Here is a 13,440-nt window from a genome sequence, read left to right on the forward strand (position 1 = left end):
TGTTATTGTATCGAATTATTAAAACAGAATAGCCATTTAAAATTTTAATTATGATCCTGTTTTCACAAATAGTAATTGCCTACCTAAAACTTCGAAGAGGGGTGTTTTTTTCTTCGAGCTATTTTAGCTCAATAAGGGTGGTAAGTCTTATGTCAGCCGTCTTACTGATAGGATTAAATTCTTGTACACATGAACGGGCAATTAATGATGAAGATATTGATATCGATACAGATGGCGACGGTATTCTGGACAGTGAGGAGATTGCAAACGGGACCAATAAGAACGATCCTTGTGACCCTGTTCAGAACGCTGATTATACTGCGTATGATGCACTGAACATTTTTTGGACAACATCGGATTGCGACAACGACGGAATAAGTAATTCGGATGAGCTTGCAAATGCCACCAACCCGTATTTTGATGAGGGAAGTGTCAACGATTTAGACTTTGCGGTTCCGGAATTTCTACCCAAATTGTCCGAACTACGCATTTTTCAGGGAGACCTTTCAAATCTTGAATTTAATAATGAGGTATATGAATATGAAATGAGCACCCCCCTTTTTACTGATTATTCTTATAAATTACGTTCTATTGCCCTGCCCAAAGGAGAACAAATGACCTATCAGGGAGAAGGTTTGCTATTATTCCCGGACAACACTGTCCTTTCAAAAACATTTTATTATCTGAATGATGAACGAAACCCCGCCCTCGGGAAAAAAATCATAGAAACCCGCATACTTATTAAAAAGAATGGAACCTGGATGGTAGGGAATTATCTATGGAATGCAGAACAAACAGATGCGCTGCTAGATGAAGATGCTCATATTATTCCAGTAGATTATATCGATGATCAGGGAACAAACAGGATGTTCAATTATAAGGTGCCTCCTAAACAATTATGTTTTCAGTGTCATGATAAGAATGGCAGTACCATTCCAGTAGGCCCAAAAGCAAGGGCATTGAATTTTAGCTTTAAAGGTAAAAATCAGTTACAGCATTTTGTGGATATGCAATTACTGCAGGGAGCACCAGATGTGTCTCAAATTCCAGTGTTGCCAGACTGGTCGGATGACACCATTAGTTTAGATGACCGTGCAAGAGCGTATCTGGATGTCAATTGTGCTCATTGCCATCAACCCGGAGGATCTTACAATTTGAGTTTTGGAGATGATTTCGAGTTCCGTTATGAATCCTCTTTTGAAGACACTAATATTTTTGAAACCAGAGTGGCAATACAAGGCCGTATGACCACTCAGATCTCAGGGTATTTTATGCCCTTAATTGGCACAACCGTTATACATGCCGAAGGAGTAGAACTTATAGAGGAATACATAAGTTCACTGGAATAGAGATCCAGAATTCCAAAATCTATCACTGGCATTTCTCAAAGGTCTTTTATATAATTGACCAAGAGCCATAGATCCTCCTCTTCCCTGATTATTTTTTCAAAACCCGGCATTTCATTTCTACCTGTGTACACCTTGTAATAAATACTGCCGTCTGTCTGATCTTTGAAAACATCTGCAGAAAAATCGGCAACAGGTGTTTCTAGTAATTTGGCTGCAGACCCATCACCCTTTCCTTTGCTTCCATGGCAAGTTTTGCAGTATTTAGAATAGGTAATACGTCCAATTCTATCTTCATCTTCAACTTCAGCATAAGGGTTTTCTAAATTTTGATAATCTTCAGGTACTTCCCATACCGTTTCCTGGTTTAGCTTAACAACGGTCATTGAAAGCAACATAAAACCACCTAACAAAATAGTAAGCCTGCGAATAATCATGTACTTCATTCTATATAGTTTTAGTTTGTCAACTTTATTTTTATCATCTGCCTAGGCCATAGCCTAGAAGCGGTAAGCTCTTGTGATATTAAATCCAATCAGGAAATCACCGTTAAAAAAATCATTTTGGTTAAACATCATATCTTTTTGGGGGACCAATGCATTATAGTTGGTTATAAATAGTTGAAAGGCATGACCCGAAGTTGAAAACTCTACACCAATGCCGAAGCCTGCCTTTGGTTCATAATCTGTCGATAATCCATCCACCTCGCTGGCAAAGGGATGATTGTACTCCATAGTAATTGCCGTTTGAGGAGTTATCTTGCATCTTGCTCCTGCAGCAATAGCAAAAAGGTCGTTATTCATATCGCTTTCCACGACATTATAGTGCGATATACTAGGCGCAATCATCAGGGAGAAATCCGGGCTGAATCTTTTTGCAAAAACGATTTGGTGAAAAAATGAAAATCTGTCCTGATCAAATTTGAGGTCCTGTTTTTTACGGGCGTCAATGGTGAAATTGCCAAAGTACGACGCACTTATCGGAACCTTATTTGAACGGGTTTGTCGGAACAAAGCAATTTTTAAGCTGAAATCCTGAAGACGATCAAATTTAGTAGTTCCAAAACCCAAAGTCCACCTATCTCCAACTGCATATGAAAATCCCAGGCGAATATTAGATGGCGCCCATATGCCTATAAGATCATTATCGCCTCCATTTACTAAACCAAATCTATGTTTTATCTGAATTTCCAGCGTCTTCTTTGCAAATAGCACGTTGGTTGGGTTATTGATAAGGTAGGATCCTTCAAAAGCAGGCCGCGCCGGCTTTTCCGGAATAGTGTCTTTTTTGGTTTCCTGGGATACAACCGTAAATACGGACATTGAAAATGCAAATAGCAGTATTTTGAAATATTGCATAGCTCTTGTATTTAAATTTAATTATCTAAGGCTCCTTGCTCTATCCAGCTTTTGACCGAATTAATTTCTGAGGCTGATAAACTACCACTTGGAGGCATAATACTGGGATTGCCAAGAAGCCTTTGATATAGTGTGCTGGCATCTATATCATTGGGAACAACATAAATACCGTTGGTTATACTGCTATATGAATTACCCGAACTGAGATCTGGGTTGGCCACCAGGACAGGATGACAAGAGGTACAATAGGCATTAAAAATGGGTTGAATATCTGCCGTAAATGAAACCTGATCCGAAGGGTCTTCTTCCTCAAATTTGTCATAGTAGCAACCAGACAATGTAAGGGCCAATGTAAAGACTGCTAAGCCGGTTATTTTTGCTAAATCCCTTTTCATATAGAAGGTGTTAAGATTACGAAAAGTATGATGCCTAATAATTTTGTATTCCCTAAATGTTTAATTTCCAGGTGTTTTAGGTTATTAAAAAATGATTCTATTATGGATGCCAGCATAGTTAAGGAAAGGAATATGGCGTATTGAACGTCGTTTTGACGTTACATGGGGTTTATATAATATATTTTACCCCTGTTATTTCATAGCATTAGACTCTCTCATTCAACAGGGAATTATCAATGGTAAAACTAATGCCGAAATACCTCTTATTTTATGAGATTTATCATATTTAGAGGATATTTGGAAGCTGTTTGCGATAAAGACCAATGGCTGATACGTTTTGGATTAATTGTATCTTACAATTATGAAAAAACTAGCAGTCGTATTAATCATCCTGCTTATTTATGGATGTAGAACAGAAAATAAGAAGGAAGTAAGTCCACCTAATATTGTTTTTATTTTTGCAGATGACCTTACCTATAAGGCAGTAAATGCCCTTGGCAATTCAGAAGTTCAAACGCCTAACCTGGACCGTATAGCGGCCGCGGGAACCACATTTACAAATGCCTATAACATGGGAGCATGGAATGGTGCAGTATGTGTGGCTTCCAGAGCAATGATAATATCCGGACGCAGTGTCTGGAACGCTAATAACTTTCGGAAGAACTGGCTCCAGGGTAACGAAATGGACAAAACCTGGGGCAGATTGATGCAAGCTGGAGGATATCAAACCTATATGACTGGCAAATGGCATGTAGATGCCCCGGCAGATAGTGTATTCCAGAATGTAGTGCATATACGCCCCGGAATGCCGAGTGATTCTTGGAATCATAATGGTAGAATAGCTTACATAAATAAACTGGCAGACCAAGGGGCTTCTGAAAGTGAAATTAGAGCAATTGGTTATAACCGGCCCTTGAGTGAAAAGGATACCAGTTGGTCCGCTACAGATAAGAAATTTGGTGGATTTTGGGAAGGAGGCACACACTGGAGTGAAGTTCTTAAAGACGATGCCCTTGGATTTATAGATCAGGCCAAGACCAGTGATAGTCCTTTCTTTATGTACCTCGCATTCAATGCCCCACATGATCCAAGACAGGCACCCCAGGAATATTTGGATAAATACCCTCTGGAAGATATCAGTTTACCAAAGAGTTGGTTACCTATGTACCCCTACAAAGATTCCATAGGTAACGGGCCGGATCTTAGGGATGAAGCCCTGGGACCATTTCCAAGAACCGCATATGCCATAAAAACACACTTAAAGGAGTATTACGCAATTGTTTCTCATCTGGATACCCAGGTAGGTAAAATTATGGAAGCATTGGAAAAGAGTGGAAAAATGGATAACACCTATGTATTTTTTACTGCTGATCACGGTTTGGCACTAGGAAGACATGGATTATTGGGTAAACAGAGCCAATTTGATCACAGTATCCGTCCACCATTTATGATACTCGGACCAGATATTCCTCAAGGAAAGCAAATAACTGCAGACATATACCTCCAGGATGCCATGGCGACTGCCCTGGAATTGGCCGGTATAGAGAAACCACAATATGTCTTTTTCAATAGTATTCTAAAATTAATAGACGGTACGCGGACCAAAAGTTATTACGATGCTATTTATGGAGGGTATGTAAACACCCAGCGAATGATTAGAAAAGAAGGATTTAAGTTAATTGTCTATCCCAAGATTGATAAAATATTACTTTTTGATATGGAAAATGATCCGGACGAGATGAACGATCTGTTCAAGCTTCCGGAGTACAGGGAAATGGGGAGGGAATTATTCATGGAGTTATTACAACTTCAGAAAGATTTGAACGATCCGTTAGATATCTCACATATACAACCATAAAAGAGGGAAGTGCAATTCTTTCCTTTGAATAATCTACCTCTTAAGATCTTGCTATAGATATATTCCTTATGGCTTAGGATTCAACATTTTTATATGTGTTTTAAGGATTGATTTAACAGGCTTAAAGCAGTATCTTTAGAAGTCTAACACCAAGTTCCTGATGAAAATGAATAATCAAAGCAAAACTCCGGGTACAAACAAGGGGAGAAGAAGTTTTATTCGAAATACAGCCCTAAGCCTTGGGGCCATTTCTATTATTCCCAGACATGTAATGGGTAATGGGTATACGGCTCCAAGCGATAAAATTAATCTTGGATTTATAGGCCTTGGAAAACAGAGCGCCGGTCTGGCCAACAGATTTGCTTCACGCACAACCGCTCAGATTGTTGCGGGTTGTGATGTCTGGACAACAAAAACGCAGTGGTTTAGGCAACATGTGCAGGCAGTTTATGCAAGACAACGCAAGCAAAAAGATTACAACGGAGTTGAGGTGTATGCCGAATATAAGGAGTTACTCAACAGGGATGATATAGATGCAGTCGTGATTGCAACACCAGATCATTGGCATGCAACAATGGCCATTAATGCTATGAAGAAGGGTAAGGACATTTATTTGGAAAAACCGCTGACACATAGAATTGCTGAAGGAATAGATCTGGTTAAAACAGTAAAACAAACAGGGCAAATACTTCAGACGGGTAGTATGCAACGCTCTGATGAAAATTTTAGAAGAGCTTGCGAAATTGTACGGAATGGTTATCTGGGAGAAATACAAAAAATTCTGGTAAATGTAGGGGATCCTGCAATAGATTATAACCTGCAAGAAGAGGAAGTCCCTGCCGAAGTAAATTGGAACAAATGGTGCGGGCCTGCACCCTTATTGGCCTACAATCATCGATTGGCACCTGCGAATAACGATGTAAACTTCTGGCCGGATTGGAGAAAGTTTAAGGAAACTGGAGGAGGGATCCTCTGCGATTGGGGTGCCCATATGTTTGATATTGCTCAATGGGCCTTGGGTATGGACCATTCCGGTCCGGTCCGGTATATTCCACCAGCTGAAAAGGACGCCGTTCGGGGTTTACGCATGTTCTATAAAAATGGGATCGAAATGATTCACGAAGATTTTGACCGCGGCTGGGGAGTCCGGTTCATTGGAAGTGAAGGAAGCCTTGATGTGAGCAGAAGTTATCTGGAAACCACACCGGCAAATATACTTTCTGTCGAATTGAAAGATAGGGATACTCGCCTCTACAATTCTAATGACAACCACTATCAGGATTGGATAGATGCCATCAAAAACCGCACGAATCCGCTTTGTGATGTAACCACGGGCCATAGATCTGCCTCCATTTGCAACATCGCCAACATTGCCTATCAATTAGGACGTTCACTAGAATGGGATGTTGAGGAAGAACATTTTAAAGGCGACGCTGAAGCAAACCGTCTGCGCGAACGGGAAGATAGAGTATTTGATTAAAACCCACGATCTGGAAAAGCGATTAAAAATTGTGCTATTTTATATTATAACAGCGACTTTAGTCTGCTGTGGAGGGCCCGAATTGCCTGATGATGTGCAAATGGCCTATGATCTACTGCCAGAGGAAATTGATTTTAACCAACATGTAAAACCCATACTATCGGACAAATGCTTTATCTGCCACGGACCCGATAAGGCCAAAGTGAAAGCAGGTCTCCAATTACACCTCCCGGAATTTGCATATGATGAATTAAAGGATTCCCCTGGCGAATATGCTATAAAACCAGGCAACTTAGCTAAAAGTCAGACCGTTGCACGTATTTTATCTGATGATCCGGACTACCAGATGCCTAAACCAGATGCGCATTTGTCTTTGAGTAATTACGAAAAGGCCATGTTGATAAAATGGATTGAAGAGGGGGCAGAATACAAGGACCATTGGGCTTTTAGTGCACCTGAAAAGTATGCTCCTCCCAAAGTTGAATTACAAGAAAAAGTGGCCAATCCGATAGACAATTTTGTGTTGGCGAAATTAGAGGGCGCGCAATTAATCCCAAACGACAAAGCAGATAAAGAAACCTTACTCCGAAGGCTGACATTTGATCTGACCGGGCTACCCCCTGACCTGCAAGAAATGGATAATTTTCTGGCAGACGACTCTCCCTATGCTTACGAAAAACAAGTAGACCGACTTCTGGCTTCTCCTCATTATGGGGAACAAATGACTTTCGACTGGTTAGATCTTGCCCGTTACGCCGATACACATGGGTATACCGTAGATCGTTACAGAGATGTTTCGCCCTGGAGAGATTGGGTGATTAAAGCTTTTAATGAGAATATGCCTTATGATAAATTTATTCAGTGGCAGATAGCAGGGGATATGATGCCAGATGCTACACAGGAACAAATACTTGCAACCACATTTAACAGGTTGCATCCCCAAAATGGCGAAGGAGGCATAATTGACGAAGAATTCAGATCTGAATATGTAGCAGACAGGACCAATACATTAGGTCAGGGGCTATTGGGTTTAACGGTTGCCTGTGCAAAATGTCATGATCACAAATACGATCCGATTAGTCAGAAGAACTACTACGAAATGTATAGTTTTTTTAATAATGTAAATGAATCTGGTCAGATCTCGTTCGATTATTCGATGCCAGCTCCAAATCTTATGCTTCCCAATGAGGAACAAGAAAAATTTCTCAAATATATTGAAGCATTGATCGGGGAAGAGGAAAAGAAAGTCAAGGAAATGGGAGATGCGGAAGTGCCAAATATCAAAGAGTGGATCTCCACTTTAGGCTATCAAAAAATTAATCCTGACATATTGCCTACCGGACTATTAGCCAACTTTGATTTTAACTCCGGACAACTTAGAAATACGCTCAATTTATCACAAAAAGGAAGAATAAGGAGGCAATACGCCAATGATCAAAAGGTAAATCTCGTCAGTGGATTTGATGGTAATGGACTTAAATTGGACGGCGATGCCTGGTTGCACCTTGATAATATTGGGAATTTTCAGAGGCATCAATCGTTTAGTATCGGCATTCGTATACATCTGCCAGAAGAGCTGGAATCCGGGGTGATATTTCATAAAGGAGTGGGAGCTAAATTGTACAACTTCAGAGGTTATCACCTGGCTTTAAATGACAATAAATTAGAATTGGTTCTGGCACATTTGCATCCGGCTAATGCAATAATTGTCCGTTCCTTATCCGAAGTGCCCAAGAATAAATGGGTGCAGTTAACAATGACCTATAATGGCAATAGTAAGGCATCGGGATTAAAAATATTTATGGATGGTCAGCAATTGCCAACCAAGACCGTGACAGATAACCTTTATAAGGATATAAGCTTTAACAGCAATGCTTATGGTGTTGCAGATGTCCCAAATGATCCTGGTTTGCAGATTGGTGCCAGGTGGAGAGGCAAGGGGATTGGCGGGGCAATAGTAGACGATATCCTGGTATTCGACAAAGAACTCAGCAAACTTGAAGTGCTGCAGATAAGTCGACCTGAGCAGCTGACATCGCTGTTGACAAAATCAAATAAAGAACTTACTGAGGATGAGGTAAATGTAATTAGTGATTATTTCCTTGCCAATAAATCTAAAAATTTACAGACTGCTAAAGCAAGGCTCGAGCAGCTGAAAAAAGTGCAAGTTGATTCTATGGATAGGGTACAGGAGATAATGGTAATGAAGGAAATGGCCATTCCCAGAGCATCATTTATTCTTGAACGTGGTTTGTACGATGTATACGGAGAACAGGTGTTTCCAAATACTCCCCAGAAAATTTTTCCATATCCAGACAGTCTGCCAAAAAACAGATTGGGTCTGGCAAAATGGGTGACGCATAGACAAAATCCGCTAACGGCCAGGGTAGCTGTAAACAGATATTGGCAGCACCTCTTTGGTATGGGGATTGTCCGGACAGCAGAGGATTTTGGGAACCAGGGCGAAATGCCATCCCATCCAAAATTACTAGACTGGTTAGCCATACACTTTATAGAATCTGGCTGGGATGTAAAAGCCTTGCATAAATTAATGGTGATGTCTAATACCTACCAGCAAAGTTCTTTGGCAAGTGATCAGCAGAAAGAAAAAGATAAGTACAACAGATTATTAGCCAGAGGGCCATCTAAAAGATTAACGGGTGAAATGCTGAGAAATAATGCACTGGCAGCTTCAGGATTGCTTAATAAAAAAATTGGAGGACCAAGTGTAAAGCCGTATCAACCGAAAGGCTTATGGAAAATTAACGGTGCAGCTTATGAGGTAGACAAAGGAGATAAATTATATAGGAAAAGCATGTATACGATTTGGAAACGTTCTGTACCCCATCCTACCATTGCGACATTTGATGCACCGGAAAGATCGTATTGTGTCGTAAGGAGGCAGGAAACAAATACACCTTTACAAGCTTTGGTGATGCTTAATGACCCCACTTATGTGGAAGCAGCCAGGGCATTAGGGAATAGTATGGTAGCATATACCGACATAAAAGACGGAATAACAACAGTATTCAGGAAATTGACGGGGAGAACAATTCTTCCTGATGAATTGCAATTGCTTGTAAATCTGAGAGAGGAAGAATTAGTTAAATTCAAGGTTGACAAGTCCAAAACTGAAGGATGGTTAAGTTCCGGGATGTATAGGATTTCTAAGCAGGCAGACGGGGTTGCTGTAGCTGCTAATGCAGTAGTTGCCAGTACTATTCTAAATTCGGATGCAACAATTACTAAAAGATAGGTTTTCAAAAAATGATTTGTTATGTGTCATAATCACGAAGTCGTAAAATCTGATAATAAAGATTTACAGCAGCTCGAAAAACAGTTGAGTCGTAGAAACTTTCTGACCAAAACCTCTATGGGCCTGGGCGCCATTGCATTGAGTTCTTTAATGAATACAGACAGGGTTTATGGTGCGGTAAAGGGTAAAATAGACGCAGCTAATGCCAATAACATATTGGCAGAATATAACAAAAACATCTCGGGCTTACCACATCATTTACCAAAGGCCAGGAGGATTGTGTATCTCTTTCAAAGCGGAGGGCCATCTCAATTAGATATGTTCGATTATAAACCTAAGTTAAGGCAGATGTTCGGCAAGGACCTTCCGGATTCTGTGCGTCAGGGACAACGATTAACAGGGATGAGCGCTGGCCAGACTACTTTTCCTATTGCACCTTCTATAATGGACTTTAAGCAGTACGGAGCATCCCGAGCCTGGGTAAGTGAATTAATGCCTTACACTTCTGAGATTGTCGACGACCTGTGCTTTGTTAAATCGATGCAGACAGATGCCATAAATCACGACCCGGCAATTACATTTCTGCAGACTGGGAATCAACTACCAGGCAGGCCTTCTATCGGGGCCTGGCTAAGTTATGGTCTGGGTTCGGACAATGAGAATCTACCCACCTTTATTACTTTGATTACCAAAAATATGGGGGGTCAGCCACTGTATTCCCGTCTCTGGGGAAATGGCTTCCTACCTACAGAACATCAGGGGGTTCAGTTCAGATCTGGTAAAGACCCGGTGCTGTATCTCAGTGATCCGCAAAATTATGATGGAAATGACAGGCGCAGAATGCTAGACTATCTTGGAAAACTTAATGAATTGCAATACAGTGCTTATGGAGATCCGGAAATAAATGCAAGAATGGCGCAGTACGAGATGGCCTTTAGAATGCAGACATCGGTTCCCGAAGTTACGGACATGTCCGATGAACCGGACTATATTTTTGATATGTACGGCAAGGACAGCAGAGATCCCGGGACATATGCTGCTAACTGTCTGATGGCTAGAAAATTACTGGAGAAAGATGTGAAATTCGTTCAATTATACCATCAGGGCTGGGACCAGCACATAGGTTGTCCGGGTGGTGTCAGAAGTCAGTGTAAACTAACAGATCAGGCAAACGCCGCTTTGATAAAAGACTTAAAACAAAGAGGGATGTTAGAAGACACCCTTGTGATTTGGGGAGGAGAATTTGGGCGCACCGTCTATTCTCAAGGACAGTTAACTGCCGATAACTATGGCAGGGACCATCATCCCAAGGCTTTCACGATGTGGATGGCCGGAGCGGGAGTGAAAGCCGGTTTCTGCTATGGAGAGACAGATGATTTCAGTTATAATGTGGTCAGAGACCCTGTTCATGTGCACGATTTTCACGCTACACTATTACACTTGTTTGGAATAGATCATGAAAGATTGGTCTTTAAGCACCAGGGAAGGCGCTACAGACTTACAGATGTGCACGGGCATGTAGTTAATGATTTATTGGTGTAATCCTGGATGTGCCCTCAGCACAATGAAGTCAAAAAAGTGATGTAGCCCTATTATTTTAATGCTCCATGTATCTAAATGTTATGGATTTTAAAAGTTCTATAGCCATAGACTGCCACTACCAAAAAGCAGATTAATGGCAAAACAAATGAAAAGTTCACCTCGGGTACCCCTAGAATCTCAATATCTGTATACCCGGAACCACCGAAGTCTAAAATAGCTCCTTGTAACACCGGCATAATTGCACCTCCTACTATCGCCATGACAAGGAATGCGGCTCCAAATTTCGCATCTTCTCCAACTCCTTCCAAGGCTATACCGTAAATGGTTGGGAACATTATAGACATGCATAGAGAAATCCCCACCAAGGCGTATAGCCCTATCATTCCCTGAATAAAAATAGCTCCCAATGTAAATGTTATAGCACCAAGGGCAAAATACATTAATAATTTGCCTGAGCTAACAAATTTTAAAAGGTATGTACCTATCCATCGGCCAATTAAGAATAGGATCAGTGCCCAATAGGCATAGGTAACTGCACTTCTATTATCTATACCAAGGGTTTCTGCATATTGGTAAATGTAGGTCCAGCACATTATTTGCGCCCCCACATAGAACATTTGTGCTACTACTCCTTCAAGAAACTTCTTGCTTTTAAACAATCTATTAACAGCATTGGAGACAGTACCACTTTGATCTTCTTTTTTCTCGGGCATTTTAACTAATACAATTAACAAGAGCATAAATAATACAAACAGGCCGAGAAGTACATACGGGTTTCTGATTACCATCAAATCGGAAGTTCTGACTGCTGTTTTAGCCGTGGCTGTCAGCGTATCGTAAATTGGATTCCCATTTACATCCAGATCATCAGATTGTAAGGAACCAAGGATAAATGTTTGTGCTATAAATAAACCCGAAAGCGCTCCTATAGGATTAAAAGCCTGAGCCAGATTTAATCTTCGTGTAGCAGTTTTCTCGTCGCCCATCGCCAGGATAAACGGATTGGCGGTAGTTTCCAAAAATGCCAGACCAAAAGTAAGAATGTACAAGGCAGCAAGAAAAAAACCGAATGCCTCATAATAGGCGGCCGGATAAAATAAAAGCGCACCAGAGGCATACAATAGTAGTCCAACTATGATTCCTTTTTTATAGGTATATTTTTTAATGAACATGGCAGCCGGGAACGCCATGGTAAAATACCCCCCGTAAAATGCCATTTGCACCCAGGAGGCCTGGGTGTTATTTAGTTCAAGTATTTTCTTAAAGGCCGACACCATCGGATTGGTAATGTCATTGGCGAAACCCCATAGTGCAAACAAAGAGGTAATAAGGATAAAAGGTAACAGCACTTTTTTAGAAACAACTGGCGATGATGTAGTAGTTTGCATATTTATAAATGCCTTTGGTTTAATTAATTGTTTAACAAAGCCCTGTCCAGGTGAACATACCCGCCATCAACAAAAATATACTGCCCTGTGGTATGGGATGATCTTTCAGAAATAGTAAAGAGGCATGCACTTGCGATTTCCTCCGGAGTGGTCATCCGCTTTCCCAATGGAATATTTTGTTGAATGGCCTCAAGTTGTTCTTTGCCATTCTTAAGCGTAGCGATCCATTCCTCGTACATCGGGGTATAACTTTCTGCAATTAATACAGCGTTACATCTGATCCCATCCTTTAAAAGGTCTACCGCCCATTCGCGGGTCAGCCCCAGAACTCCACCTTTGGCTGCCGCATATCCCGAGGTTTTTCCCTGGCCGGTTAATGCTACTTTGGAACCGATGTTTAGAATATTTCCTTTAGACATCTTTAAATGAGGAAGGGCGAATTTGACCACCAAAAAATAGCTGGCGAGGTTGAGTTTTATGGATTCCATAAATTCATCGAATGAATTGTCAAGTCCAATCCCGTCATTGCAACCAACATTATTGATAACTGCATCTATTCTCCCGTATTTTTTTGAGATAACTTCTATGGCTTTCTGCACTTCTTGTGGACTGGTAACATCTGTTTTGCAAAATAGGGCCTCACCTCCATTACTGATGATTTCATCTGCATATTTAAGCCCCCTTTCACTGATGTCCAGGATCACCGGAATAGCCTCTTCTTTTGCAAGATGCTCAAACAGGCATGCGCCAATACTACCCTTTTTTCCACCACCGCCGCTTATGATTACTACTTTTCCTTTTAAACCTAAATCCATCA

The 13,440-nt window shown here is 40.9% G+C and carries 10 protein-coding genes; 5 read left to right on the plus strand and 5 right to left on the minus strand.

Features of this window, described 5'->3' with window-relative positions; all coding sequences use genetic code 11:
• Window positions 1-50 precede the first annotated feature (50 nt).
• Window positions 51-1,349 carry a hypothetical protein gene (locus tag J1G40_RS13365; RefSeq protein ID WP_265243151.1) on the plus strand — a complete coding sequence of 433 codons (1,299 nt, stop codon included), beginning with the start codon at window positions 51-53 and terminating at the stop codon, window positions 1,347-1,349.
• A 35-nt stretch (window positions 1,350-1,384) separates the two neighbouring features.
• On the opposite strand, the gene J1G40_RS13370 is transcribed toward J1G40_RS13365, so the two are convergent.
• The 3 genes from J1G40_RS13370 to J1G40_RS13380 are packed head-to-tail and all read right to left on the minus strand — an operon-like array spanning window position 1,385 to window position 3,099.
• Window positions 1,385-1,792: a c-type cytochrome gene (locus J1G40_RS13370; protein WP_265243152.1), complete on the minus strand. Its 408-nt coding sequence runs from the start codon at window positions 1,790-1,792 to the stop codon at window positions 1,385-1,387.
• Between the two features lie 54 nt (window positions 1,793-1,846).
• Window positions 1,847-2,704, minus strand: a complete 858-nt coding sequence (locus tag J1G40_RS13375) for a DUF5777 family beta-barrel protein (protein WP_265243153.1) — start codon at window positions 2,702-2,704, stop codon at window positions 1,847-1,849.
• A 17-nt stretch (window positions 2,705-2,721) separates the two neighbouring features.
• On the minus strand, window positions 2,722-3,099 hold the full coding sequence (locus tag J1G40_RS13380) for a c-type cytochrome (protein WP_265243154.1): 378 nt from the start codon (window positions 3,097-3,099) through the stop codon (window positions 2,722-2,724).
• A gap of 361 nt (window positions 3,100-3,460) precedes the next feature.
• On the opposite strand from J1G40_RS13380, the gene J1G40_RS13385 reads away from it, so the two are divergent.
• From J1G40_RS13385 to J1G40_RS13400, 4 genes are all read left to right on the plus strand, one after another.
• Window positions 3,461-4,957, plus strand: a complete 1,497-nt coding sequence (locus J1G40_RS13385; protein WP_265243155.1) for a sulfatase-like hydrolase/transferase — start codon at window positions 3,461-3,463, stop codon at window positions 4,955-4,957.
• Between the two features lie 166 nt (window positions 4,958-5,123).
• Entirely contained in the window at window positions 5,124-6,437 is a 1,314-nt protein-coding gene (locus tag J1G40_RS13390; protein ID WP_265243156.1) for a Gfo/Idh/MocA family protein, read from the plus strand.
• Window positions 6,361-9,693 carry a DUF1553 domain-containing protein gene (locus J1G40_RS13395; RefSeq protein ID WP_265243157.1) on the plus strand — a complete coding sequence of 1,111 codons (3,333 nt, stop codon included), beginning with the start codon at window positions 6,361-6,363 and terminating at the stop codon, window positions 9,691-9,693. The genes J1G40_RS13390 and J1G40_RS13395 overlap by 77 nt, the downstream gene beginning before the upstream one ends.
• Before the next feature lie 21 nt (window positions 9,694-9,714).
• Window positions 9,715-11,235: a DUF1501 domain-containing protein gene (locus tag J1G40_RS13400; RefSeq protein ID WP_265243158.1), complete on the plus strand. Its 1,521-nt coding sequence runs from the start codon at window positions 9,715-9,717 to the stop codon at window positions 11,233-11,235.
• Window positions 11,236-11,306: 71 nt separating this feature from the next.
• On the opposite strand, the gene fucP is transcribed toward J1G40_RS13400, so the two are convergent.
• Window positions 11,307-12,623 (minus strand): L-fucose:H+ symporter permease, encoded by a 1,317-nt coding sequence (gene fucP, locus J1G40_RS13405; RefSeq protein WP_265243159.1) that lies wholly within the window; start codon window positions 12,621-12,623, stop codon window positions 11,307-11,309.
• 23 nt (window positions 12,624-12,646) lie between these two features.
• Window positions 12,647-13,438: an SDR family oxidoreductase gene (locus tag J1G40_RS13410; protein ID WP_265243160.1), complete on the minus strand. Its 792-nt coding sequence runs from the start codon at window positions 13,436-13,438 to the stop codon at window positions 12,647-12,649.
• Window positions 13,439-13,440: the final 2 nt, after the last annotated feature.

Origin of the sequence: Muriicola sp. Z0-33, assembly GCF_026126425.1 — a bacterium.
In the GTDB taxonomy this organism is placed as follows: domain Bacteria; phylum Bacteroidota; class Bacteroidia; order Flavobacteriales; family Flavobacteriaceae; genus JAFMPW01.